This is a genomic window from Pseudomonas fluorescens (genome assembly GCF_005938625.1).
GTDB classification, from domain to species: domain Bacteria; phylum Pseudomonadota; class Gammaproteobacteria; order Pseudomonadales; family Pseudomonadaceae; genus Aquipseudomonas; species Aquipseudomonas fluorescens_BD.
Genome location: NZ_VCNJ01000008.1, coordinates 203609 through 227311, shown reverse-complemented (window position 1 = coordinate 227311; position 23703 = coordinate 203609). Strand labels below are relative to the sequence as shown.

23 protein-coding genes are annotated in these 23703 nt (G+C 60.3%); 15 read left to right on the top strand and 8 right to left on the bottom strand.

Annotation, left to right across the window (positions count from 1 at the left end; all coding sequences use genetic code 11):
- Positions 1–98 precede the first annotated feature (98 nt).
- The gene (locus FGA82_RS07220) at positions 99–794 is read right to left on the bottom strand and encodes a DNA-3-methyladenine glycosylase (RefSeq protein WP_141126643.1); all 696 of its coding nucleotides are present in this window, start codon (positions 792–794) and stop codon (positions 99–101) included.
- A gap of 177 nt (positions 795–971) precedes the next feature.
- Between FGA82_RS07220 and FGA82_RS07215 the strand changes: the two genes are divergently transcribed.
- From FGA82_RS07215 to FGA82_RS07155, 13 genes are all read left to right on the top strand, one after another.
- On the top strand, positions 972–2243 hold the full coding sequence (locus FGA82_RS07215; protein WP_141126553.1) for a glutamate-5-semialdehyde dehydrogenase: 1272 nt from the start codon (positions 972–974) through the stop codon (positions 2241–2243).
- Entirely contained in the window at positions 2212–2934 is a 723-nt protein-coding gene (nadD, locus tag FGA82_RS07210; protein ID WP_141126552.1) for a nicotinate-nucleotide adenylyltransferase, read from the top strand. The genes FGA82_RS07215 and nadD overlap by 32 nt, the downstream gene beginning before the upstream one ends.
- A 72-nt stretch (positions 2935–3006) precedes the next feature.
- A complete protein-coding gene (rsfS, locus tag FGA82_RS07205; protein WP_016986117.1) occupies positions 3007–3501 on the top strand; it encodes a ribosome silencing factor in 495 nt (164 codons plus the stop codon).
- Positions 3502–3510: 9 nt separating this feature from the next.
- Positions 3511–3978, top strand: coding sequence for a 23S rRNA (pseudouridine(1915)-N(3))-methyltransferase RlmH (gene rlmH / locus FGA82_RS07200; protein WP_003185785.1), 468 nt, complete (start codon positions 3511–3513; stop codon positions 3976–3978).
- A gap of 10 nt (positions 3979–3988) precedes the next feature.
- Positions 3989–5884 carry a penicillin-binding protein 2 gene (gene mrdA / locus FGA82_RS07195; RefSeq protein ID WP_141126551.1) on the top strand — a complete coding sequence of 632 codons (1896 nt, stop codon included), beginning with the start codon at positions 3989–3991 and terminating at the stop codon, positions 5882–5884.
- 31 nt (positions 5885–5915) lie between these two features.
- The gene (rodA, locus tag FGA82_RS07190; RefSeq protein WP_042704880.1) at positions 5916–7019 is read left to right on the top strand and encodes a rod shape-determining protein RodA; all 1104 of its coding nucleotides are present in this window, start codon (positions 5916–5918) and stop codon (positions 7017–7019) included.
- 17 nt (positions 7020–7036) lie between these two features.
- The gene (mltB, locus tag FGA82_RS07185; RefSeq protein WP_093434581.1) at positions 7037–8047 is read left to right on the top strand and encodes a lytic murein transglycosylase B; all 1011 of its coding nucleotides are present in this window, start codon (positions 7037–7039) and stop codon (positions 8045–8047) included.
- Positions 8047–9057, top strand: a complete 1011-nt coding sequence (locus FGA82_RS07180) for a septal ring lytic transglycosylase RlpA family protein (protein WP_141126550.1) — start codon at positions 8047–8049, stop codon at positions 9055–9057. The genes mltB and FGA82_RS07180 overlap by 1 nt, the downstream gene beginning before the upstream one ends.
- Before the next feature lie 189 nt (positions 9058–9246).
- Complete coding sequence (locus tag FGA82_RS07175; protein WP_038361911.1) at positions 9247–10404, top strand: D-alanyl-D-alanine carboxypeptidase family protein; 1158 nt, start codon at positions 9247–9249, stop codon at positions 10402–10404.
- Between the two features lie 85 nt (positions 10405–10489).
- The gene (locus tag FGA82_RS07170) at positions 10490–10765 is read left to right on the top strand and encodes a DUF493 domain-containing protein (protein WP_141126549.1); all 276 of its coding nucleotides are present in this window, start codon (positions 10490–10492) and stop codon (positions 10763–10765) included.
- Positions 10765–11412, top strand: a complete 648-nt coding sequence (gene lipB / locus FGA82_RS07165) for a lipoyl(octanoyl) transferase LipB (protein ID WP_141126548.1) — start codon at positions 10765–10767, stop codon at positions 11410–11412. The genes FGA82_RS07170 and lipB overlap by 1 nt, the downstream gene beginning before the upstream one ends.
- A 25-nt stretch (positions 11413–11437) precedes the next feature.
- Positions 11438–12436: a lipoyl synthase gene (gene lipA / locus FGA82_RS07160; RefSeq protein ID WP_161986515.1), complete on the top strand. Its 999-nt coding sequence runs from the start codon at positions 11438–11440 to the stop codon at positions 12434–12436.
- A 171-nt stretch (positions 12437–12607) separates the two neighbouring features.
- Positions 12608–13558 carry a S66 peptidase family protein gene (locus tag FGA82_RS07155; protein ID WP_141126547.1) on the top strand — a complete coding sequence of 317 codons (951 nt, stop codon included), beginning with the start codon at positions 12608–12610 and terminating at the stop codon, positions 13556–13558.
- A gap of 126 nt (positions 13559–13684) precedes the next feature.
- Here FGA82_RS07155 and FGA82_RS07150 read toward each other — a convergent pair whose 3' ends face one another.
- From FGA82_RS07150 to leuS, 5 genes are all read right to left on the bottom strand, one after another.
- Positions 13685–15007, bottom strand: coding sequence for a lytic murein transglycosylase (locus FGA82_RS07150; RefSeq protein ID WP_141126546.1), 1323 nt, complete (start codon positions 15005–15007; stop codon positions 13685–13687).
- 60 nt (positions 15008–15067) lie between these two features.
- Positions 15068–15232, bottom strand: a complete 165-nt coding sequence (gene arfA / locus FGA82_RS07145) for an alternative ribosome rescue factor ArfA (protein WP_016986126.1) — start codon at positions 15230–15232, stop codon at positions 15068–15070.
- A 183-nt stretch (positions 15233–15415) separates the two neighbouring features.
- Positions 15416–16453 carry a DNA polymerase III subunit delta gene (gene holA / locus FGA82_RS07140; RefSeq protein ID WP_141126545.1) on the bottom strand — a complete coding sequence of 346 codons (1038 nt, stop codon included), beginning with the start codon at positions 16451–16453 and terminating at the stop codon, positions 15416–15418.
- A gap of 39 nt (positions 16454–16492) precedes the next feature.
- Positions 16493–17098 carry an LPS assembly lipoprotein LptE gene (gene lptE, locus FGA82_RS07135; RefSeq protein ID WP_141126544.1) on the bottom strand — a complete coding sequence of 202 codons (606 nt, stop codon included), beginning with the start codon at positions 17096–17098 and terminating at the stop codon, positions 16493–16495.
- An 87-nt stretch (positions 17099–17185) separates the two neighbouring features.
- Positions 17186–19792 carry a leucine--tRNA ligase gene (gene leuS, locus FGA82_RS07130; RefSeq protein ID WP_141126543.1) on the bottom strand — a complete coding sequence of 869 codons (2607 nt, stop codon included), beginning with the start codon at positions 19790–19792 and terminating at the stop codon, positions 17186–17188.
- Between the two features lie 255 nt (positions 19793–20047).
- Between leuS and FGA82_RS07125 the strand changes: the two genes are divergently transcribed.
- Positions 20048–20371 (top strand): hypothetical protein, encoded by a 324-nt coding sequence (locus FGA82_RS07125; protein WP_141126542.1) that lies wholly within the window; start codon positions 20048–20050, stop codon positions 20369–20371.
- Positions 20372–20475: 104 nt separating this feature from the next.
- A complete protein-coding gene (locus tag FGA82_RS07120; RefSeq protein WP_141126541.1) occupies positions 20476–21243 on the top strand; it encodes a YdcF family protein in 768 nt (255 codons plus the stop codon).
- A 77-nt stretch (positions 21244–21320) separates the two neighbouring features.
- Here the strand turns inward: FGA82_RS07120 and lnt are convergent, their stop codons facing one another.
- Together lnt and FGA82_RS07110 are read right to left on the bottom strand one after the other, a co-directional pair.
- Complete coding sequence (lnt, locus tag FGA82_RS07115; protein WP_141126540.1) at positions 21321–22844, bottom strand: apolipoprotein N-acyltransferase; 1524 nt, start codon at positions 22842–22844, stop codon at positions 21321–21323.
- A 14-nt stretch (positions 22845–22858) separates the two neighbouring features.
- A complete protein-coding gene (locus FGA82_RS07110; RefSeq protein ID WP_007909641.1) occupies positions 22859–23698 on the bottom strand; it encodes an HlyC/CorC family transporter in 840 nt (279 codons plus the stop codon).
- Positions 23699–23703 lie beyond the last annotated feature (5 nt).

Sequence of the window (23703 nt, the reverse complement as noted above, 5' to 3'; positions counted from 1 at the left end):
TCCTGTAGGAGCTGCCGAAGGCTGCGATCTTTTGATCTTGATCCTGAAAGCAAGATCAAAAGATCGCAGCCTTCGGCAGCTCCTACATGAGTGTGTGTTTACAGCAGAAAATAATCCCGGCCTTCGACCTGACCGCGTCGCAGCGGGTTCCGCGTGCACCATTGCGCATAGGTTGCGTCGACAAAACGGTACATCAGATGTTCGTCACGGCCATGGGGAATGCCCAAACGTGTGGTTTGAATGATGTGCGAAGGCGCCGGTCCGGTGTCTTCCACCAACAGGACTTCATGATCGAAACGCTTGGCGTCCCACATCGGCACCTTCAGCCCCAGCGCCTTGCACAGCAGGGTTTGCCCGGCGCAGAGCTTTTGCGAAGGACGCGCACGTCCCTGAGCATCAGGGTTATTCAACAGCATCTGCGCCAGACTCGCCGGCCCGCTGATTTCATCGACCCACGGATAGGCGGATTTGATCAATACCGCATTGCCCGGCCCTTGCGCGCTGAAATTCAACGAGTCACCGCCACGGGCGTAATACATATAGATGTGGCCGCCGTCCAGAAACAAAGCCTTACGCTTTTCTGTGTAGCCGAGGGACGCGTGACTGCCTTTTTCCGCGCAGTAATAGGCTTCGGTTTCGATAATTCGCGCGCTCAGCCACAGATCGCCGACGCGATGGCGTATGACTTTGCCGAGCAGATCCTGCGCCAGCACTTGCGCATCTCGGTCGAAAAAGGCGTCCGGCAGCCCCAGCGGCAGGCGTTCGGCGTGGGAGCGAGCGGTCAGGTTGGACATGGCAGGCAAGGTATATCCAGGCTGAAGAGGTCGTGATGATAACAACGCACGGCTTAATTGGGCCTGAACGCCGGTGAATCTGCGCTCATTTTGACCATCCGCCCGTCACCGCTGTTAGTCCCGGGACGCGACAGCTATAATCTGCCGCTTTCCTCTTTGCCAAGACCCCAGCAGACCATGACTGAGTCCGTTCTTGACTACATGACCCGATTGGGTCGCGCCGCCCGCGAAGCCTCCCGGGTCATCGGCCGTGCCAGCACCGCGCAGAAAAACCGCGCCTTGCAGGCTGCTGCCAATGCCCTGGACGCCGCGCGTGCCGAGCTTGCCGCCGCCAATGAGCAGGATTTGGCCGCCGGTCGCGCCAATGGTCTGGAACCCGCTTTGCTGGAGCGTCTGGAACTGACCCCGGCGCGCATCGACGGCATGATCGTTGGCCTGCGTCAGGTCGCGGCACTGCCGGACCCGGTCGGTGCGATCCGTGACATGAGCTTCCGTCCGTCGGGCATTCAGGTCGGCAAGATGCGCGTGCCGCTGGGCGTGATCGGGATCATCTACGAATCGCGTCCCAACGTGACCATCGATGCTGCGAGCCTGTGCCTGAAGTCCGGCAACGCGACCATCCTGCGCGGTGGCTCCGAGGCGATTCACTCCAACCGCGCGATTGCCGCGTGCATTCAACGCGGTCTGGCCGAGGCTGAATTGCCCGCCGCCGTGGTGCAAGTGGTTGAAACCACCGACCGTGCCGCCGTCGGCGCGATGATCACCATGCCCGAGTACGTCGATGTGATCGTGCCGCGCGGTGGTCGTGGCCTGATCGAACGCATCAGCCGCGATGCCCGGGTGCCGGTGATCAAACACCTGGATGGCATCTGCCACGTTTACGTCAGCGCCCATGCCGATCTGCCGAAAGCCCAGCGCATCGCCTTCAATGCCAAGACTTATCGTTACGGAATTTGCGGTGCGATGGAGACCTTGCTGGTCGATCAAAAGGTTGCGCAAGATTTCCTGCCGTCGATGGCCGCCCAGTTCCGCGAAAAAGGCGTCGAACTGCGTGGCTGCGAGCGCACCCTAGCGATTATTGACGCCGTTGCGGCCAGCGAAGACGACTGGAGCACCGAGTACCTGGCGCCGATCCTGTCGATCCGTGTGGTTGAGGGTCTGGATCAGGCGATCGAACACATCAACCATTACGGCTCCCATCACACCGACTCGATTGTCAGCGAAAACCTCGCCGATACCCGTCGCTTTGTGGCGGAAGTCGACTCAGCGTCGGTGATGATCAATACCCCGACGTGCTTCGCCGATGGATTTGAATACGGATTGGGTGCCGAGATCGGCATTTCTACTGATAAGCTGCACGCCCGCGGCCCGGTGGGCCTCGAAGGACTGACCTGCGAGAAGTACATCGTGGTCGGTGATGGCCAGTTGCGCGGCCAGGCGACGGTCTGACTTGACCGACCTCGACCTGACAGCGCCGCAAACCGGCAGCGAGTCCCGCCCCCGACGCATCGGCGTATTGGGCGGTACGTTCGATCCGGTGCACATCGGCCATTTGCGCGGGGGCCTGGAAGTCGCCGAAGCGCTGGCGCTCGACGAGTTGCGCCTGATGCCGAATGCGCGGCCGCCACATCGCGGTACGCCGCAGGTGTCTGCGCAGGATCGGCTGGCGATGGTCGAATGCGCGGTGGCCGGCATGCCGCCGCTGGTGGTGGACGCCCGCGAATTGCAGCGGGACAAGCCGTCCTGGACCATTGATACCCTGGAGTCGATGCGGGCTGAAATGTCCGCCGAGACCCAGGTTTTTCTGCTTTTGGGCTGGGACGCATTTTGCGGCCTGCCCACTTGGCACCGCTGGGAAGAGTTGCTCCAGCATTGCCACATCCTGGTGCTACAGCGCCCGGACGCCGACAGCGAACCGCCGGATGCCTTGCGCAACCTGCTGGCAGCGCGTTCGGTGAGCGACCCGCTGGCCCTGAAGGGGCCGAGCGGACAGATTGCATTCGTCTGGCAGACACCGCTCGCGGTTTCCGCCACCCAGATCCGTCAACTGCTGGCCAGCGGTAAGTCGGTACGTTTCCTGGTGCCCGACGCGGTCCTGGCCTACATCGATGCGCACGGTCTTTACCGTGCGTCGAACTGAGCAAGGCGTGCTTCACTGATACGAATCCACGTATCGCCAAGCCGCCGAATATATGAGCAAAACGAGTTTTATATGACTGACAAAGACCAAACCAAAGTAAAGCGCAAAGGCACATTCAAGAGCGCCCCGCTGCCAGAACCGGTCAACACCAATGAGCCGCTGAAGGGCGACGAACTGGTCAAGCTGGCTGTAGCCGCGCTGGAAGACGTCAAGGCACAAGACATCCAGATCATTGATGTTCGCGACAAGCAGAGCATCACTGACTACATGATCATCGCCACTGGTACGTCCAACCGCCAGATCAACGCGATGCTCGACAAGGTTCGCGAAGAAGTCAAAAAGCAGGGCGCCAAGCCGCTGGGCGAAGAAGGCAAGGGCGACAGCGACTGGGTGCTGTTGGACCTGGACCTGGTGATCGTGCACATGATGACTGCCTCGGCACGTCAGTTCTACGACCTGGAGCGCCTGTGGGCCGGTGCCGAGCAGAGCCGTGCGGCCGACGCCAAGCACCACAGCCCGGAAAACACCCACGAGCATTTCACCAAGCTCAACAAAGACCAGCTGTAAGGGATTGCTGTGCGACTGCGCCTGATCGCCGTCGGTTCACGCATGCCCAAGTGGGTGGAAGAAGGCTGGCATGAATATGCCAAGCGTCTTCCGTCCGAGCTGGCGCTGGAACTGGTGGAAATACCGCTCAATACCCGTGGCAAGAATGCCGACGTGGCCCGATTCATCCGCCAGGAAGGCGAAGCCATGCTGGCCAAGGTCGGGCCGAACGAGCGGATCGTCACGCTGGAAGTCCACGGCAAACCCTGGAGCACCGAGCAGCTGGCGGTCGAACTCGACCGCTGGCGGCTGGATTCGCGCACGGTCAATTTCATGGTCGGTGGCCCGGAAGGGCTGGCGCCGGAAGTCTGCGCCCGTGCCGATCAGCGCTGGTCGTTGTCGCCGCTGACGTTGCCGCACCCGCTGGTGCGGATCCTGATCGGCGAACAGTTGTATCGTGCCTGGACCGTGCTGTCCGGTCACCCTTACCACAAGTAATCCAGCCCTCATGTCTCAGCCGATCCGCATCAAGGACCACGAAAAGGACGCACGCTTAGTGCGTAGCCGCGTCGTGTTCGGGGCCATTGCGATCATGCTGCTGATCGGCGTGTTGATTGCGCGGCTGTATTACTTGCAGGTGATTCAGTACGAGTACCACTCGACGCTGTCGGAAAACAACCGCGTCCACGTGCAGCCGATTCCGCCGACCCGCGGGCTGATTTTCGACCGCAACGGCGTGGTGGTAGCGGACAACCGTCCCAGCTTCAGTCTGAGCATGACCCGCGAGCGCTCCGGCGACTGGCAGCAAGTGCTCGACGTCATTGTCGAAGTGCTCGAGCTGACGCCCGAGGACCGGGTGATCTTCGAGAAGCGCATGCGCCAGGGGCGCCGACCATTCGAGCCGGTGCCAATTCTGTTCGAGCTGAGCGAAGAGCAGATCGCCCGCATCGCGGTGAACCAGTTCCGCCTGCCGGGCGTGGAAGTGGTTGCGCAGCTGGTTCGTCACTACCCGCAGGGCGCGCATTTCGCGCACTCGGTGGGGTATATGGGGCGGATCAACGAGAAAGAGCTGAAGAGCCTCGATCCGGTCAACTACAGCGGCACCCATCACATCGGCAAAACCGGCATCGAGCGTTTCTACGAGCCGGAATTGCACGGTCAGGTCGGTTACGAAGAAGTCGAGACCAACGCCCGAGGCCGCGTGTTGCGTGTGCTCAAACGCACCGATCCAATTCCCGGCAAGGACATCGTCCTGAGCCTGGACATCAAATTGCAGGAAGCGGCGGAAGCAGCGCTGGGCGGGCGTCGTGGCGCGGTGGTGGCGCTGGATCCGAAGACCGGCGAAGTGCTGGCAATGGTCAGTCAGCCGAGTTTCGACCCGAATCTGTTCGTCACCGGCATCAGCTTCAAGGCCTATGCCGAGTTGCGTGACTCGATCGACCGGCCATTGTTCAACCGCGTGCTGCGCGGTCTGTACCCGCCGGGTTCGACGATCAAACCGGCGGTGGCGATTGCCGGTCTTGATTCCGGCGTAGTGACGGCATCGAGCCGGGTGTTCGACCCGGGCTACTACATGCTGCCCAACTACGATCACAAATACCGTAACTGGAACCGCACCGGTGACGGCTTCGTCGATCTCGACACGGCGATCATGCGGTCCAACGACACCTACTTCTATGACTTGGCGCACAAGCTCGGCATTGATCGGTTGTCGACTTACATGAACAAATTCGGCATCGGCCAGAAGGTCTCGCTGGACATGTTCGAAGAATCCCCCGGCCTGATGCCGTCCCGCGAATGGAAACGGGCGACGCGTAAACAGGCGTGGTTCCCGGGCGAAACCCTGATCCTCGGGATCGGCCAGGGCTACATGCAATCAACGCCGCTGCAACTGGCCCAGGCCACGGCGCTGGTTGCCAACAAAGGCATCTGGAATCGTCCGCACTTGGCCAAATCCCTCGAAGGGGTGAAACCGGTGGATGAAAACCCGATGCCGGACATTGTCCTGCGCGACCCGTCGGACTGGGCCAAGGTCAATCACGGCATGCAGCAGGTGATGCACGGCGCTCGCGGTACCGCGCGCAAAGCAGCGATCGGCGCGCAATACCGGATTGCCGGCAAGTCCGGTACGGCGCAGGTCGTGGCGATCAAGCAGGGCGAAAAGTACGACCGCTCCAAGGTTCAGGAACGCCACCGCGACCACGCCTTGTTCGTCGGTTTTGCCCCGGCTGATGACCCGAAAATTGTTGTTTCGGTGATGGTCGAGAACGGTGAGTCCGGCTCCGGTGTCGCCGCGCCCGTGGTGCGTCAGGTCATGGACGCCTGGCTGCTCGATCAGGACGGACGTTTGAAGGCCGAATACGCCAGCCCAATCAGTGCGGAGGCTACGGCCCGTGATGAATAACTTTGATCGCATGCTCTCCAGTGAGGATGTGATGCGTCGCCGCGCGACGTTGCTGCAAAGACTGCATATCGATGGCCCGCTGCTGATCCTGCTGCTGATTCTCGCCGCCGGTAGCCTGTTCGTGCTGTATTCGGCGAGTGGCAAGAGTTGGGATCTACTGGCTAAACAGGCCACTTCGTTCGGTATCGGCCTGGTGTCGATGATCGTCATCGCCCAGTTCGAGCCGCGCTTCATGGCCCGTTGGGTGCCGCTCGGTTACGTGATCGGCGTGGTGTTGCTGTTGGTGGTGGACATCATGGGCCACAACGCCATGGGCGCCACACGCTGGATCAACATCCCCGGAGTGATCCGCTTCCAGCCCTCGGAATTCATGAAGATCCTGATGCCGGCGACCATCGCTTGGTATCTGTCCAAGCGCACGTTGCCGCCGCAGCTCAAGCACGTCGGCATCAGCCTGATGCTGATCGGTGTGCCGTTCATCCTGATCGTCCGTCAGCCTGACCTCGGTACTTCGCTGCTGATTCTGGCGGGTGGTGCGTTCGTGCTGTTCATGGGCGGGCTGCGCTGGCGCTGGATTCTCAGCGTGCTGGCGGCGGCGATTCCGGTGTCGGTCGCCATGTGGTTTTTCATCATGCACGACTACCAGAAGCAGCGAATCCTGACCTTCCTCGACCCGGAAAGTGATCCGCTCGGCACTGGCTGGAACATCATTCAGTCGAAAGCCGCGATCGGTTCCGGCGGCGTGTTCGGCAAGGGCTGGCTGCTCGGCACCCAGTCACACCTGGACTTCCTGCCCGAAAGCCACACCGACTTCATCATTGCCGTACTCGGCGAAGAGTTTGGCCTGGTGGGTATTTGTGCGCTGCTGCTGATCTATCTGTTGCTGATTGGCCGGGGGCTGGTGATTACCGCTCAGGCACAAACGCTGTTCGGCAAATTGCTCGCCGGTGCGTTGACCATGACGTTTTTTGTTTACGTTTTCGTCAACATCGGTATGGTCAGTGGCCTGTTGCCGGTCGTAGGGGTACCGTTGCCGTTCATTAGCTACGGAGGAACTTCGCTGGTGACGCTGCTGTCAGCGTTTGGGGTTTTGATGTCGATCCATACCCATCGCAAGTGGATCGCACAGGTTTGAATAAGGTGAAGAGTTCAATGCAAGTAATGCGTGGCTGGGCGACTCGATGCGCGCCGCTGGTTGGCCTGATGGGCCTCCTGGGCAGCGTGCAGGAAGCGCTGGCCGGCGAATACGAAGGCTCGCCTCAGGTGGCCGAATTCGTCGGTGAAATGACCCGCGACTATGGTTTTGCCGGTGAGCAGCTGATGGCGGTATTCCGCGAGGCTCAGCGCAAGCAGGCGATTCTCGACGCCATTTCCAGGCCCGCCGAGCGCGTCAAGCAGTGGAAAGAATACCGTCCAATGTTCATCACCGATGCACGCATCGCCCGTGGTGTGGACTTCTGGCGTCAGCACGAGGCGACGTTGGCCCGTGCCGAGCAGGAATACGGCGTACCGGCACAAGTCATCGTGTCGATCATCGGCGTTGAAACCTTTTTCGGACGTAATACCGGTAATTACCGGGTGATCGATGCCTTGTCGACGCTCGGTTTCGACTATCCTCCCCGTGCCGAATTTTTCCGCAAGGAGCTGCGTGAGTTCCTGCTGCTGGCGCGTGAAGAACAGGTCGACCCATTGACCCTCAAAGGCTCGTACGCCGGGGCCATGGGCCTGCCGCAGTTCATGCCGAGCAGCTTTCGCGCGTATGCGGTGGATTTCGACGGTGACGGCCACATCAATATCTGGAACAACCCGGATGATGCGATCGGCAGCGTCGCGAGCTATTTCAAGCGTCACGGCTGGGTCGCGGGTGAGCCTGTGGTCAGCCGCGCCGATGTCCGTGGCGAGCAGGTCGATGAAGGCCTGACCACCGGTATCGAGCCGACGAAAACGGTTGGAGAGTTGCGGGCGCTGGGCTGGTCAAGTCATGATGCGCTGCGCGATGATATGCCGGTTACTGCATTTCGCCTCGAAGGCGACAACGGCCCTGAATACTGGATGGGCCTGAAGAATTTTTACGCGATCACGCGTTATAACCGCAGCGTGATGTACGCCATGGCCGTACATCAACTGTCTGAACAGCTGGTACAAGCACGGGGCGTCAAGTAATGCGGGCATTGCCTAACAATAAACCCCTGAAGCTGGTGGCATTCGCTGCGTTGGCGGTGCTGGTTGCCAGCTGTTCGACCAGTCGTTCGCCGACACCGAAAACCTCCAATACCGCTGTGCGAGCGCAGCCGGGCCTGGACATCAATCGCGCGCACAAAGATGGCGCGCCGTGGTGGGACGTCGATGTTTCGCGCATCCCCGATGCCACGCCGACCCTGCACACCGGTCCGTACAAGGCCAACCCGTACACCGTACTGGGCAAAACCTATTTCCCGTTGCAGGAATCCAAGACCTACGTCGCCTCTGGCACGGCGTCCTGGTACGGCACCAAGTTTCACGGCCAGAACACCGCCAATGGCGAGGTTTACGACCTGTACGGCATGAGTGCCGCCCACAAGACATTGCCACTGCCAAGTTACGTTCGGGTGACCAACCTGGACAACAACCGCACGGTGATCCTGCGGGTCAACGACCGTGGGCCGTTCTATTCCGATCGCATCATCGACTTGTCGTACGCGGCCGCGAAAAAACTCGGTTACGCCGAAACCGGCACGGCGCGGGTCAAGGTTGAAGGCATCGATCCGCAGCAATACTGGGCTGCCAAGGGCCGTCCGGCACCGTTGATGCTCAACGAGCCGCAGGTCGCGCAGAACAGCGCGCCGGTGATCACGGCCTCGGCCGGCACCGTCGAGCAATGGACGCCGCCACCGCAACAACATGCCTCTGACACCGTCCCCGTGCCGATGAGTGCAAAAAAAAACGCTTCTGCAACAGCAACTGGCCAGTATCTGCAGGTGGGCGCGTTCGCCAACCCGGACGCTGCAGAACTCCTGAGGTCGAAGCTCAGCGGGATGGTGAGCGCTCCGGTGTTCATCAGCTCGATCGTGCGCAATCAGCAGACCCTGCACCGGGTTCGCCTGGGGCCGATCGGCTCGCCGGGTGAAATTGCCCAGGTGCAGAACAGTGTGCGTCTGGCCAACCTTGGTTCGCCAAGTGTGGTCACCGAGTAAGCAAAACGTAGATCTTGATTGACGGTTCACCAGCGATTGGGGGGTGAATCAGGTTGTTGGCTCGTCGAAGAACAAAAGCCCGGCAAGGGTGACTGGAGTGAGCAACTGAACACGCGATGGCTCGTTAGAAAGTCATCTGATTAAATTTTGTCCGCAAGGACAGTTTCCATTAGCGATTTCGAGAGACGGATGAACATCACCACCTTTGCCAAACGCCTGTGTCTGCTAGTCCCGCTGCTCCTCTCGCCAGCCGCCTTCGCGGCCGAGATGATGCCGTCGCCACCGCAACTGGCCGCCAAAGCCTACGTTCTGATGGATGCCAGCAGCGGCAACGTGCTGGTCGAGAACAATGGCGATCAGCGTCTGCCACCGGCCAGCCTGACCAAGCTGATGACCGCGTACATCGCGACCCTGGAAATCCGTCGTGGCCAGATCGGTGAAAACGATCCGGTGACCGTCAGCGAAAACGCCTGGCGTACCGGCGGTTCGCGGATGTTCATCAAGGTCGGCTCGCAGGTGACTGTCAGCGACCTGCTGCACGGCATCATCATCCAGTCCGGCAACGACGCCAGCGTGGCGCTGTCCGAGCACATCGCCGGCAGCGAAGATGCGTTCGCCGACCTGATGAACAAGACCGTGACTGATCTGGGCATGACCAATTCCCACTTCATGAACCCGACCGGTCTGCCAAACCCTGAGCATTACTCGTCGGCTCACGACATGGCGATCCTGGCCCGTGCGATCATCCATGAAGACCCGGCTCACTACGCGATCTACTCGCAGAAAGAGTTCTTCTGGAACGGCATCAAGCAGCCTAACCGCAACCTGCTGCTGTGGCGCGACAAGACCGTTGACGGTCTGAAAACCGGTCACACCGACGAAGCCGGCTACTGCATGGTGTCCTCGGCTGTACGTGACGGCCAGCGTCTGATCGCCGTGGTGTTCGGCACCAACAGCGAAGTGGCTCGCGCCGCTGAAACCCAGAAGCTGCTGACCTACGGCTTCCGCTTCTTCGAAACCCAGACCTTCTATCAGAAGGGCACCGAACTGGCTCAGGCCCCGGTGTGGAAAGGCACCACCAATCAAGTCAAGGCCGGCTTGGCTGAAGACCTGACCATGACCCTGCCAAAAGGCCAGCTGAAGAAGCTCGCTGCCAGCATGACCATGAACCCGCAACTGACCGCGCCAATCGCCAAGGGCGACGTGATCGGTAAAGTCGAAGTCAAACTGGAAGACAAGGTCGTGCACAGTGCTGACCTGATCGCTCTGGATGGCGTCGAGGAGGGTGGTATCTTCCGCCGCATGTGGGATAGCATCCGTCTATTCTTCTACGGCTTGTTCAACTGATTTGTGTTGACCTGCATGGCCCCGCCCCGATCCGGTGCGGGGCCATGTGCGTTACCACGGCTTGCGCTCAAGAGGCCGTTACGCCATGACCGATACCGAAGTAAAGGCGCCAAAGATCGAATTCCCGCAGACCGACTATCCGATTAAGGTGATCAGCGATACGGGTGTTGGCAACAAGGACAAGATCATCGAGATCGTCCTGAAACACGCGACCATCAACGATAAGCGCATCGACGAGCGTCAAAGCACCAACGGTAAATACACCACGATTCAGTTGCACATCGTCGCGACCGATCAGGATCAGCTGTACAACATCAACAGCGAACTGCGGGCGACCGGCTTCGTGCATATGGTGTTGTGATGCCGGGCACGCTGGGCTTTCGCGAGCTCGGCCAGATGGCCTACGAGCCGGTCTGGCATGCCATGCAACGTTTTACCAACGAACGCGGCAGCGATGCCGCTGACGAAATCTGGCTCGTCGAACACCCGCCGGTGTTCACTCAGGGCCAGGCCGGCAAGGCCGAACACTTGTTGCTGCCGGGAGATATCCCGGTGGTGCAGGTCGATCGCGGCGGGCAAGTGACTTATCATGGCCCCGGCCAGTTGGTGGCCTACCTGTTGCTGGATGTACGCAAGCTGGGTTTCGGCGTGCGTGATCTGGTCAGTCGCATGGAGCTTTGCCTGATTGAACTGCTGGCCAGCTACGGCGTAACTGCTGCAGCCAAGCCAGATGCTCCCGGCGTCTATGTCGATGGAGCGAAAATCGCTTCTCTGGGTTTGCGGATTCGCCACGGTTGTTCCTTTCATGGCCTGGCCCTGAACGTGGATATGAACCTGGAACCGTTTCGACGGATTAATCCCTGCGGCTATGCCGGGCTGGCGATGACCCAGCTGAGCGAGCACGCAGGATCGATTGAATTTGCCGAGGTAAGTGCCCGGCTGCGCGCGCAGCTCGTCAAACACCTCGACTATGCTGAGCAGACGACCCTGACGGGCGGAATCGACTGATATGACTACTGATGCAGTGCAAACCATGATCCCGACGCTCGACGTGACCGAGCGCCCGGCCCCGCGTCCCAAGGTAGAAGCCGGCGTCAAGCTGCGCGGCGCCGAGAAGGTTGCACGCATCCCGGTAAAGATCATTCCGACCACCGAACTGCCGAAGAAGCCTGACTGGATTCGTGTCCGCATCCCGGTTTCGCCGGAAGTCGACCGTATCAAAAGCCTGCTGCGTAAACACAAACTGCACAGCGTCTGCGAAGAAGCGTCCTGCCCGAACCTCGGCGAATGCTTCTCCGGCGGCACCGCGACGTTCATGATCATGGGTGACATCTGCACCCGTCGCTGCCCGTTCTGCGACGTTGGCCACGGCCGTCCGAAGCCACTGGACGTCAACGAGCCGGAAAGCCTGGCCATTGCCATTGCCGACCTCAAGCTCAAGTACGTGGTGATCACCTCGGTTGACCGCGACGACCTGCGCGACGGCGGTGCCCAGCACTTTGCCGACTGCATCCGCGAAATCCGCAAACTGTCGCCCAACGTGCAGCTGGAAACTCTGGTTCCGGACTACCGTGGTCGCATGGATGTCGCTCTGGAAATCACCGCGGCCGAGCCGCCGGATGTGTTCAACCACAACCTGGAAACCGTGCCACGCCTGTACAAGGCTGCGCGTCCGGGTTCGGACTACCAGTGGTCGCTGACTCTGCTGCAACGCTTCAAGCAGATGATGCCGCACATTCCAACCAAATCCGGCCTGATGCTGGGTCTGGGCGAGACCGACGAAGAAGTCATCGAAGTCATGAAGCGCATGCGCGAACACGACATCGACATGCTGACCCTCGGTCAGTATCTGCAGCCCTCGCGTAGCCACTTGCCGGTGCAGCGTTTCGTGCACCCGGACACCTTCGCCTGGTTCGCCGAGGAAGGTTACAAGATGGGCTTCAAGAACGTCGCCTCGGGCCCGTTGGTGCGTTCTTCGTACCACGCAGACGAGCAGGCCAAGCTGGTCAAGGCTGAGCTGCTGGGTTCCTGATTCAGCGTTGATTGAAAATGCCCGCCGAGGTTTTAACGCCCGGCGGGCATTTTTTTGCCCGTCTTACATTCGATACTGATTTTTCCTGCAACCTGCGGCGTGGCTGACCCTCTTCTGTTTAGCGCCGTTCCTGACTACTGTGTGTGCATGACTTCACAGGGAGATCCAAGGATGACCGTTCGACCAACCCACACACTTTGCCCGCACAAAGCCGTGCCTGCGCTGCCCTCGGAAGGGCTGATCGGCGTCATTGCGCCTGCCGGCCCCGGTGCTCTGGACACCGATAAGGCGGTGCAATGGATGCGCGCCCGTGGCTATGGGTTGAAGGTATTTCCCGGCGTCTACGAGAAGGACGGCTATCTGGCCGGCAGTGACGATGTGCGTCTGCACGATCTGCACGCAGCGTTCGTTGATCCCGAGGTCGATGCGATCATTTGCCTGCGCGGCGGCTACGGCACGCCGCGATTGCTCGACCGCATCGACTACGACCTGCTGAGCCGCAACGCCAAGCCATTCGTTGGCTACAGCGATATCACCGCGCTGCACCTGGCCATCAGTCGTTATGCCGGATTCGTGACCTTTCACGGGCCGCTGCTCAATGCCGACCTGTTGGGTGACAAGGAGCCGCCGACGGTCACCTCGTTCTTCGCCATGCTGCGTGGGCAATTGAAGGCAGGGAGTGTGTTTAGCCATCCGGTGGCTTATCCATTGACCACAGTCGAGCCTGGTGTCGCGCATGGGCGCTTGCTCGGCGGTAATCTGGCGATGATCGCTTCGACGTTGGGTACGCCTTACGAAATCGATGTCGAGGGGGTGATTCTGCTCATCGAAGACATCAACGAGCCGCTGTATCGCATTGATCGCTTGCTCACCCAGATGCGTCTGGCCGGCAAGTTGGCCAAATTGCGCGGGGTGTTGGTCGGGGATATTGCCGGCGTGGATGTCGAAGCGCTGAACCGCTTGCTCAAGCAGACCTTCGAGCCTTTGCGAATTCCGGTTTTGTCTGGCTGGCGCAGCGGGCATTGCGATCCGAACCTGACGCTGCCGATGGGCGCACTGGTGCGGCTGGATGCGGGGAAGCAGGAATTGATGCTGGAGCAGGATGTGGTGATCAAGGCCTGAAGGTTTACTGCCTGATAGTCAGTCTTCGCGAGCAAGCTCGCTCCCACATTTGATCTGTGGCGTTCACAGAACCAGTGTGGGAGCGAGCTTGCTCGCGAAAGCGATATCAGCCATACGACAATCGTTCTACTGAGTCCGCAGGCTTTCCAGCAACTTGTGCGTCGGATACCCATCCGCCGGCCAGCCAAACGACTGCTGGGCACTGCGAATCGCTTTACGCGTATTGGCGCCAATAATCCCGTCCGCCGTGCCGGCATCGTAATTGCGCGCGCTCAGCAGGGTCTGCAATTCCATACGCTCGGTGCGGCTAAGCGGCAGGTCATCTTTAGGCCAGCTCCCGTTGATCAAGCCGCCACCGCTGAAACGCTCGGACAACAGGCTCACTGCCAGCGCGTACGACGAGGAGTTGTTGTACTTGAGGATCGCGCGGAAGTTGTCGAGGATCAGAAACGCTGGGCCACGGTAGCCGGCGGGCAGCAGCAAGGCGGCGGACAATTGATCCGAACCGGCTGGCACCTGAGCACCGTTTGGCAGGCTCACGCCCAACTGACGCCATTCGGCAACGCTCTTGCGAATCGCACCATCAGCCAGCGTGTAATTGAAACTGCCCGGCAATTGCACTTCAAAACCCCACGGCTGGCCACGCTGCCAGCCAGAGCTTTGCAGGTAATGCGCGGTCGAGGCCAGTGCGTCAGCAGGGCTGCCCCAGATATCGCGGCGACCGTCACCGTCGAAGTCCACAGCATGGGTGTTGTAGGTGGTCGGAATGAACTGGGTCTGTCCCATCGCGCCGGCCCAGGAACCGAGCATCTTCTCCGGCGTGATATCGCCTTGTTGCAGGATCTGTAGTGCGGCGATCAGCTGTGCGTGAGCAAAGCCCGGGCGACGGCCTTCGTAGGCGAGGGTGGCGAGCGAGTTGATCACCGACTTGCTGCCCTGGAACTGGCCGAAGTTGCTTTCCATGCCCCAAACCGATACCAGCGCCTGACGGTCAACACCATATCGTTGTTCGATGCTTTGCAGAATATCGGCGTACTGGCTGATCAGTGCCTGACCTTTACGCACGCGCAGTGGCGAAAGCGCGCCATCGAGGTATTCCCACACCGGGCGGGAGAACTCGGGTTGGCTGCGGTCGGCCCGAATCACACTGGCGTCGAAGCTGACATTGGCAAAGGCGCGATCGAACAGGTCAGCGCGGATCCCGGCGGCCAGCGCATCTTTACGGAAGCCAGCCTGCCATTCAGCAAAGGTCTGGGTCGGCTGGAGATCCAGAGGGTCGGCGGACGGCACTACCGGCGGGATAATCGCTGGGGCCGTGGCGACAGGAGCGGCTTGAAGAGGTTGCGCATCGGCTGCGGTCGGTTTTTCCGCGCAGGCGACAAGCAGAATGAAGCTGGAGGCAGCGATCAGTTGGCGAACAGGCCAACGACGGGAAAGACTTAGGGGCATGCACAGTTCCAGGAAAACGAATCAGGTGCAGACCTTAACATGACCGGGGGGTACTGCGCTTTAAGCGGCCAGAAAGTAAGAAGCCTCCCAGCTGTCAGACTGGAAGGCTTCGCGGCGGTAGCTGCCTTTACCCTTGGTTGGTCGTTCCTGGCGGCTGCGGAACAGGGGTTGGGCGACAATGGATTTGGCCTTGTTGGGGCCATGTTTCGATGGCTTTTTGCTCATGAGGGTTCTCTCGAGTGAGTGGGTTTTGCGGGGGAAATAATCTGCCGATGTCGGGCGTCTGTCCAGTCCCTGATAGGTAGGAATGTTCTGACGCTTTCGCGAGCAAGCTCGCTCCCACATTGAAATGCATTCCAAATGTGGGAGCGAGCTTGCTCGCGAATGGCCGTTATGCGGTAGAGCAGGTTATTCGGCGGGGAGTGTCAGACGCTGGCCAGACATCAACAGCGCCAAGCGGCTCAGGCTCATCCACGGCGACCCGGCAGCCTGGCCTTTGATCTGCGCGTCGATCCGCTGCGCTTCCAGCAGCAACTGCGCCCAGCGTTGCGCCGAGTAGCGTTGCAGGGCTTTGCTCATCAGCGGTTTGCGCTTGTCCCACACTGGCGGTTTTGCCTGGCTGAAACACTTGTCCAGCGGCGTGCCCTGACTGTACTGCAACGAAATATTGGCCAGCAGCCGCAGCTCCCGCGCCAGCGCCCAGAGAATCACCGGCGGTTCGACGCCTTCGCCACGCAAGCCTTCAAGCATGCGCAGCGCATGTGCCGGTTCACCGTTGAGCACGGCATCGGTCAGGCCGAACACGTCGAACCGCGCACTGTCGGCCACAGCGGCCTGCACGGTTTCGACGGTGATCTGTGCACCTTCGGCCATCAGCTTGAGCTTCTCGATTTCCTGCGCGGCGGCGAGCAGGTTGCCCTCGACACGCGCAGCAATCAATTCGACGGCGTCCTGACTCGCCGATAGCCCGGCCTGAGAGAGACGCTGACGAATCCAGCTCGGCAACTGATTGGCGTCCACCGGCCAGATCTGAATGAACTGGGTTTGCTGACCTTCGACCAGCGCCTTGCCCCACTTGGTTTTCTGCGCGCTGCCATCCATCTTGGGCAGGCTGATCAGCAGCACCGTGTCTTCGGCGGGACGCGAGCAATATTCGATGAATGCAGCGGCGCCTTTGTCACCGGGCTTGCCCGAAGGCAGTCGCAGTTCCAGCAGGCGTTTTTCCGAGAACAGCGACATGCTGGCGCCGGCCTGCAACAACGTGCCCCAATCGAAATTGGCGTCCGCGGCGAAAACCTGGCGTTCATCAAATCCTTGCTGGCGCGCAGCATTGCGGATGGCGTCGGCGGCTTCCTGACACAGCAGCGGGTCATCGCCGCTGATGATGTAGACCGGTGCCAAAGCACCTTGCAGGTGTTTACCGAGTTGGGCGGGAGCGAGCTTCATAAGAAATGCCGAACGGGGCGCCTGAGCGCCCCGAACGTCTTACGGCTGCGGTACTTCGAGCGGCGACTGACGCGGGGTTTCCGCTTCAGCCTTTTGTGCCGCTTGCAGCGCATCGGCTTCTGCCTTGGCGCGGTCATTGGCGGCTTGCTGCAGCTGCTGCAGTTGACCCGGGGTCAGTTGCTGCAGACGCAGCATCATGCGTTGGACCAGTTCGCGAGTGGTTTCGCGACGGGCGTCGTTGGCTTCCTGATCGGAGCCCACAAGGTTGTTACCGTCGTGAATAAACACTTTCTGAACTTCAAGCTTGTCGCTCAGCAGTTGCAGGTTCTTGTCGCCACGGATCTCGTAGTTCAGAACCGTACTGACTTGATACTCGCCCGTACGACCGGCACCGGCGTAGCTGAGGATACGCTGGCTCTCCTGCTGGTCTGCCAGGTAGAGCTTGTACGGGGCACCGCTGTAAACCTTGACGCCACTCGACTCCAGCATCTGGCGCAGTTGCGTGACCGTCTCGCCGTAGGCGTTACGGGCGCTCAGATCGAGTTCCTTGATCGACAGTTCGTTGGTGCCGGTACCGCGCAGCTGGAAACCGCAGGCGCTCAACAGAACGGCGAGGCCCATCACCAGCAGATTGCGTTTGATCATTGTGTTGCTCCCCTTGAAACCACGTGGGCCGACTGTACGGCCCGAAAGGTTTTACTTGGCGTCAGGCAAACCTGACGCCCGATCCAATTAGCTGGCGACGATGTTGACCAGTTTTCCCGGCACAACGATCACTTTACGAATCGTCAGGCCGTCGACGAAACGCAGTACGTTTTCGTTACCGCGCGCTGCCGCTTCGACTTCTTCGCGGGTCGCGCTGGCCGGCATTTCAATCTGGCCGCGCAGCTTGCCGTTGACCTGGATCACCAGGGTCAGGCTGTCCTGCACCAGCGCGCTTTCGTCGACTGCCGGCCAGCCAGCATCGATGACTGCGTCGGCGTGACCCAGCTTGTTCCACAGTTCGTGGCTGATGTGCGGCGTGATTGGCGCCAGCAACAGCGTCACAGCTTCCAGGCCTTCGTGAATCAACGCACGATCCTGCTCGGTAGCTTGTGCGGCTTTTTCCAGCACGTTCATCAGCGTCATCACCTGAGCGATGGCGGTGTTGAATTTGTGGTTCTGGCCGACATCATGGCTGGCTTGCTTGATGGCTACGTGGATCGAGCGGCGAACGGCTTTCTGCTCGTCGTTCAGGCCGGCGATGTCCAGTTTGCCCGGCAAGCCCTGAGTGACGTGGGCTTGCGCCAGGCGCCAGACGCGTTTGAGGAAGCGGTGCGAACCTTCAACGCCGGAGTCGGACCACTCAGCACTCATGTCGGGTGGCGAAGCGAACATCATGAACAGGCGGCAGGTATCAGCGCCGAACTGATCGATCATCGACTGTGGGTCGACGCCGTTGTTCTTGGACTTGGCCATCTTCTCGGTGCCACCGATTTCCACCGGCAGACCGTCGGACTTCAGTTTGGCGCTGATGACCTTGGCTTTGCTGTCGCGCTCGAGTTCCACGTCTGCCGGATTGAACCAGGTGTAGGCACCATTGGCTTCGCGACGATAGTAAGTCTCGGCGATCACCATGCCTTGGGTCAGCAGGTTCTTGAACGGCTCGTTCGAGCTGACCAGGCCTTCGTCACGCATCAGTTTGTGGAAGAAGCGAGCGTACAACAGGTGAAGAATGGCGTGTTCGATACCGCCGATGTACTGATCGACCGGCAGCCAGTGATCGGCCGCGGATTTTTCCACCAGACCGCCTTCAAAGTGCGGCGAGGCGTAACGGGCGTAGTACCACGACGACTCGACGAAGGTGTCCATGGTGTCGGTTTCACGCTTGGCAGGCTGGCCGCATTTCGGGCAGCTGCACTCGTAGAACTCAGGCATGCGTGCCAGCGGCGAACCGGCGCCGTCCGGCACCACGTCTTCCGGCAGGACCACAGGCAGTTGATCTTCCGGCACTGGCACGTCACCGCAAGCATCACAGTGGATGATCGGGATCGGGCAGCCCCAGTAGCGCTGGCGGCTGATGCCCCAGTCGCGCAGGCGGAATTGGGTGCGCGAGGCGCCCAGTTCTTTCTTGATCAGGGCCACTTCCATCGCGTCGAACGCGCCAGCGAAGTCCAGGCCGTCGAACTCACCGGAGTTGATCAGCGTGCCGTGCTCGCCGTAGGCGTCTTGCCAAGGGGCCGGGTTGCTGTCGCCGGAGCTGGTACGCACCACCGATTTCACCGGCAGGCTGTACTTGTGGGCGAATTCGAAATCGCGCTCGTCGTGCGCCGGTACCGCCATTACAGCGCCGTCGCCGTAATGCATCAGCACGTAGTTGGCGACCCACACCGGCAGTTTTTCACCGGTCAGCGGGTGCTCGACGAACAGGCCGGTTGGCAGGCCTTTCTTCTCTTGCGTGGCAACGTCGGCTTCGGCAACGCTGCCGCCCTTGCATTCAGCGATGAACGCTTGCAGCCCGGTGTTGTTTTTTGCCGCCAGAGTGGCCAGTGGATGCTCGGCAGCCACGGCGACATAGGTCGCGCCCATCAGGGTGTCCGGACGGGTAGTGAAGACTTTGAGAGTGCCGGCTTCGCCGATCGAGTCGACGTTGTACGGGAACTGCACTTCCATGCCGCGGGATTTGCCGATCCAGTTGCGCTGCATGGTCTTGACCTGTTCAGGCCAGCCAGTCAGTTCGTCGAGGCTCTCCAGCAGCTCATCCGCGTAGGCGGTGATCTTGAAGTAGTACATCGGGATTTCGCGCTTTTCGATCAGCGCGCCGGAACGCCAGCCGCGACCGTCGATCACCTGTTCGTTAGCGAGAACGGTCTGGTCGATCGGGTCCCAGTTCACGGTGCCGTTTTTACGGTAGATCACGCCTTTTTCGAACAGGCGAGTGAACAGCCATTGTTCCCAGCGGTAGTAATCCGGCTTGCAGGTAGTCACCTCGCGCGACCAGTCGACCGCCAGACCCAGGCTGCGCAGCTGGGTTTTCATGTAGGCGATGTTTTCGTAGGTCCACTTGGCGGGGGCGACATTGTTCTTCATCGCGGCGTTTTCCGCCGGCATGCCGAACGCGTCCCAACCCATCGGTTGCAGAACGTTTTTGCCGAGCATGCGCTGGTAGCGGGAGATCACGTCGCCGATGGTGTAGTTGCGCACGTGCCCCATGTGTAGCTTGCCGCTGGGGTAAGGGAACATCGACAGGCAGTAATAGGTTTCCTTGCCTGGCTGTTCACTGACTTCAAAGGACTTTTGCTCGTCCCAGAACGATTGGGCGGCGGCTTCGATTTCACGGGGCTGATATTGTTCGTGCATGGCTACTTTTGTACTGGATAGGGGTGGCCTAATCCTCTTCAACGCAGGTTCCGGGGTTGGCCCGGACGAGCTGGAAGTGGAATTACAGGAAGCGCCGTAGCATACATGACCGCGCTTGGCCTAGGGAAACCCTGATTACAGCTGTTTTTCCCGGCCAATCCGTGGCGAGGGCCGTTGGTCGCGGCGTGCAGCCGGTTTGTGCAGCGAAGCTAAGCTCTAACTGGGGAGTGAGTCTTATCTTCAATGAGGTGAGGGATGGTGGAGCAACGGCAGAAAAAAGTGACTAAACCCGAGTTGTACGAAAGGTTGATCGACCGTCTGGGTATGGCCCTGGACGCTGTAAAAACCGCTGACCGGCTGCGCGACGAGCGCCCCCTGGAACTGGAATTGCGTGGCTTGAGTCCCGCCGAGTTCAAACTGGTCAAGGCCTATCTGGATCGCAGTGAACGTGAAACGCACGGATGCTTGTCACAGGCAGTGAAGCAGCTCGATGCAGCACATTCGGCCAAGGTCATCTGGCTCAAGGACAAGGCGCCCGGCAGAGACACCGTCAAGGTTCGCTCTCTGCAGGCCAAGTAAGCGCATGGCAGGTCAAGAACCGGATCTTTTTCAACAGGATCCCACCTATTGGTTGTAACGCTTAATTAACACTCTTAGGCTTCGGGCATCTCTGGAGATGCCCGATGCCCTTTCGTTATTTCATCAAACAACTTTTATTGCCGCCCGGCATTCTCTTGCTGCTGTTGCTGGCTGCGTGGTGGCTGCGCCGCTCACGGCCGCGACTCGCAGGCGTGTGTTTTGCCCTTGGCTTTGGCGGCTTATGGCTGATGAGCTTGCCGGTGGTCGTGCAGTTGGGCGCAAAAGCGCTGGAGCGCGACCCACCGCTGGCCCGAGAAGAGTGGACAACGCTGGCGCAGCGGGCTGACGCCATTGTGGTGTTGGGCTCCGGGCGCGAGCGCGGCGATCTTGCGTGGGGTGAGGATCAGCCGACCGGCGTGGGGCTTGAACGTCAGCGTTACGCGGCGCGACTGGCCAAAGCGTCGGGCTTGCCGATTCTGACCACGGGTGGCTTGCATTACGGAACGCCGCCGACCGAGGCCAAACTGATGGCGGATTCATTGCGCGACGATTTCGGTGTGACGGTGCGCTGGCAGGAAGGTGAAAGCCGTACCACGTGGGAAAACGCCAAACTCACCGCCGATATTCTGTTGCCGCAGGGGATCAAACGCGTGGTTGTCGTCACTCAGGCCTGGCACATGCCGCGCTCGGTGTGGAGTTTTCAACAGGCGGGATTTGAAGTGGTGCCGGCGCCGGTCGGGTTTCTCGGTACCGATAACGCAAGACCGTTTGGTGGCTGGCTGCCGGAGTTCAAGTCGATCTGGCAGAGCGGGCAGTTGCTGAACGAGGCGGTGGGGCAGGTGGGGTATTCGTTGTTCTACCGCGGTGATTGATCGTTCCCACGCTCTGCGTGGGAACGCATCCCGTGGCGCTCTGCGCCACATCCGAAGCGGAACGCTGCCGGGGGGCTTTAAAGGGTTTTCGACATCCGGCTCGCCATCAGTGCCCAGCCAAACAGCAGCAAGCAGACAATGATCAACGGCCACGAGCGCCATTGCAGATACGGCGTCAGGTTGTGCATCGGCACCACTTCACCGTACAAAATCCCTTGTTCGAACTGCGGGATCTGCTCGGTGATCTGCCCGAACGGGTTGATCAGTCCGGTCACGCCGTTGTTGGTTGCGCGGATCATCCAGCGCCCGGCTTCCAGTGCACGCATTTGCGCCATCTGCAAATGTTGCAGGGGGCCAATCGAGGTGCCGAACCAGGTGTCGTTGCTGATCGTCAGCAACAGGTCGCTGCGCGCCGACAGGCTGGCGGCAAACTCCGGATACACCACTTCGTAGCAGATGAACGGCGCGATCTGATAACCCTTGGCCTGCAACAGTGCCTGATCCGCCGGGCCACGGGCGAAGTCCGACATCGGCAGGTCGAAAAAAGCAATCAGTCCGCGCAATACATCCTGCAGCGGCACGTATTCACCAAACGGCACCAGTTTCTGTTTCAGATAAGTGCCATCGCCTTCGCCCACCACGGTGATGCCGTTGAAGAAACGCTTTTCGTGACGAACCGTTTCGCGGATCGGCACACCAGTGATCAGCGCCGATTTACGCTCGGCAGCGAAGGTGCCCATCATGCTCAGGTAGCCTTCGGCAGATTCCTTGAGCACCGGCACGGCGGTTTCCGGCCAGATCAGCAGGTCCACCGGTTTCGAACGGAAACTCAAATCGCGATACAGCGCCAGTTGCGCGTTGAGTTCGGCCGGATCCCATTTCATGCTCTGGGCGACGTTGCCCTGAATCGCGGCAACACTCAGCGGCGCGCCGGACGGGCTGGTCCAGGCGTAGCCCTTGAGTGCAATGCCCACCACCCACGGCCCAACCAGCAGCACGAGACCTGCGGCAATAAAACCTTTGCGGCCGGTTTGCAGCAGACGCGGCGCGTTGTAGATCAGCGCCGCAGTCAATGCCAGCACGAACGACACCAGCCACATGCCACCGACTGGCGCGAGTCCGGACAGCGGCCCGTCGAGTTGACTGTAACCGGAATACAGCCACGGGAAACCGGTGAGGAACCAGCCGCGAAACGCTTCCTGGCCCACCCACAAAGCGGCAAACGCCAAGGCATCGGCCACCGGTGCTTCGTTACGGCGCAACCAGCGCGCCCACAACCAGGCGGGCAGGGCAAAGAACCAGGCAATCGCCGCCGTAAACAACAGCATCAGGAAACCGGCCAGCAGCACCGAAGCGCCGCCGAAATGGTGAATGCTGTAATAGATCCAGCTGGTGCCGGCGCCGAACAGGCCGAAACCGAAGCACCAGCCACGGCCCAGTGCCTGACGCGGGGTCAGCTCGCGCAAACCGGCATAAAACAAGCCGACCGCCAGCAAAGCCAGCGGCCAGATGTTGAAAGGTGCCAGAGCAAAAGTGGTGATTGCACCGGCCGCCACGGCCAGCAAGTTACCGGGCCAGCCGGGGCGGGTTGTCCAGCGCATTTCAGTCCTTAGAATTAACGAGCAATTGGCGTCAGTCGCAGCAAATGAATCCGACGGCTGTCGGCGTTCAGGATGCGGAAGCGATAGGCGCCGATTTCAGTGATTTCGTTACGTTTTGGCAAGTGCCCGAACGCGCTCATCACCAGGCCGCCGACGGTGTCGAATTCATCGTCGGAGAATTCGCTGTCGAAGAACTCGTTGAAGTTTTCGATCGGCGTCAGGGCCTTGATCAGAAAGTCGCCACTTGGCAGTGGCTTGATGTAGCTGTCTTCTTCGACGTCGTGCTCGTCTTCGATATCGCCAACGATCTGTTCCAGCACGTCTTCGATCGTTACCAGACCGGCCACACCGCCGTATTCGTCGATGACGATGGCCATGTGGTTGTGGTTGGCGCGGAATTCACGCAGCAACACGTTCAGACGCTTGGACTCCGGCACGAAGGTGGCCGGGCGCAGCAGATCCTTGATGTTGAAGCTGTCGCCGTTTTCCTTGAGGATCAGCGGCAGCAGATCCTTGGCCAGCAGCACGCCCATCACGTCGTCATGGCTTTCGCCGATGACCGGATAGCGCGAGTGGGCCGAATCGACCACGGCCGGGAGGAATTCACGGGGTGTCTGGGTCGCCTTGATGCTGATCATCTGCGAACGCGGCACCATGATGTCGCGTACTTGCAGGTCAGCCACCTGAATGGCGCCTTCGACGATGGCCAGCGCTTCGCTGTCCAGCAGTTTGTTCTGATGTGCATCACGCAGCAGCTCGAGAAGCTCCTGCCGGTTCTTCGGCTCGTGGGCAAAAGCCTGGGTCAGTTTACCCAGCCATGACTTCTGCCCGTTGCTCGATCGATCTTCGCTCATAGCGA